This is a genomic window from Nonomuraea cypriaca (genome assembly GCF_015645445.1).
In the GTDB taxonomy this organism is placed as follows: domain Bacteria; phylum Actinomycetota; class Actinomycetes; order Streptosporangiales; family Streptosporangiaceae; genus Nonomuraea; species Nonomuraea cypriaca.
Window position 1 is genome coordinate 1 of sequence record NZ_JADOGI010000506.1, and the last position, 1555, is coordinate 1555.

The following is a 1555-nucleotide window of genomic DNA, read 5'->3' on the forward strand; positions in this document are numbered from 1 at the left end:
CATTCAGGGCTCGGTTATCGACCCCCGCTCGAAGTCCTCGACGAATGGTTCGATAATCAGTCGGTTGCGTGATAGAGTCGACCATATAGTTCATTTGGGACGTGTCCGGAAAACGCCGGGCTCCTCAGATCACAGTGCGGTCGGTCATGCCGAGCTGGCGGGCGATGGCCCGCAGGCTGTGCCCGACCGCCTTCAGTTCGTGGATTCTGGCGTGCTTGGCACGGGTGCGATCAGCGAACCGCGTCGAACCTTTGCCGGCGGTACTGCGCGCTGCCGATGCCTGTTCGGGCTGCTCGGGAACATCGGCCTGAGGGTCTGACAAGCAGGAGCGATGCCGGGCGACCGACCGTTCCACGGCTTGGATCAGGTTGTGCCACAGATGCCAGCGATCAGCGCATTGGGTGGCCTGGGGCGCGCCTTTCAGGGCGCCTTCGGCATAGGCGCTGGCCCGGTCCCGGCAGATCACTTCCACGTCAGGGTGCGCTCGAAGCCAGTCGGCGAGGGTGCCGGCCTGGCGGTCCAGCAGCAGGTCGATGGGCCGATGGGTGGTCATGTCGATCAGCACGGTGCCGTAGCTGTTGCCCCGGCGGAGGGCGAAGTCGTCCACGCCCACCGCGGTGAGCCGGCCGATCTCGGGGTCGGGCAGGGCGTGGATCAGCCGGATCAGCGTGGAGCGGCCGGCCACCAAACCCAGCACGGACGCCAGCCGCGCGCCGGCGCGGCCTGCCAACGCCAGGGCGATGGCTTCCAGCGCGGCGCGCAGCAGCGGTGTGCGGCGGGCGTGCCGCTGGGTCAGCGCAGGGACCTGCTCGACAAAGGTACGAACATCACAAGCGGGGTTGTCGCAGAAGAACCGGCGGACCTCCAACTCGATCACCATGGGCCGGCCCGAGGCGGGCAGGTCGTGAAGACGGCGGCGGTAGCGGCTGTGCCGTCTGCCTGCCGGGGTGGCACATCGCTGACATATCGCGTGGTCAGTCCTGCTCCGAGCTGTGATCAGCAGACCACCTTGATCCTGCTCGATGGCGTCGATATGCACCTGTCTGAGATGCGGGAACAGCAGAAGAACGCAGCAGGCTTCCTCGCCTGCCGGGGCATGCTGCACAATGACCTCGCGGCCGCTCGTGATGATCAGTTCCGGGATGAACCGGATCATGACGACGCGGCCGTTCTCCTGCGCGTCGAGTTGAAATCGCGATCACCTGACGACCCGCCCGCACCGGCGACGTCATCACAGGTCGTGACCAGCTTCACGGACTTTGCGCCAGATCCGGAACTGGCTCTGCCAAGATTCCTGTGGTAACTAACCGTGGTGCTCCTGGGCGAGGAGTATCAGTTTTCGGAGCAGTGATAACCCGGCCCAAACTGCGAAACACGAGTGACCGTGTGGGGTACGAATATTCGGCCGGCCCTTGACTGCGGACTCGCTTCTAGGAGCCTTCTGAAGATGTTGCTGGTGTGACAGATCGCAGGTTGAAGGTGCGGCGATCAAGGCTGTGAGGGTGGAATTTCCCTGGGGTTGCTGCCTGTTGGATGGGCCTCAGCCGGTGGTTGG

General features: G+C 64.7%; 1 protein-coding gene. It reads right to left on the reverse strand.

Annotation, left to right across the window (positions count from 1 at the left end):
* Window positions 1–124: 124 nt before the first annotated feature.
* Window positions 125–1156, reverse strand: a complete 1032-nt coding sequence (locus ITP53_RS55235; protein WP_195903471.1) for an ISL3 family transposase — start codon at window positions 1154–1156, stop codon at window positions 125–127.
* Window positions 1157–1555 lie beyond the last annotated feature (399 nt).

Bases quoted from the DNA above. Each gene is read 5' to 3' on its own strand.
- ITP53_RS55235 (WP_195903471.1), bottom strand. From the start codon at position 1,156: ATGATCCGGTTCATCCCGGAACTGATCATCACGAGCGGCCGCGAGGTC.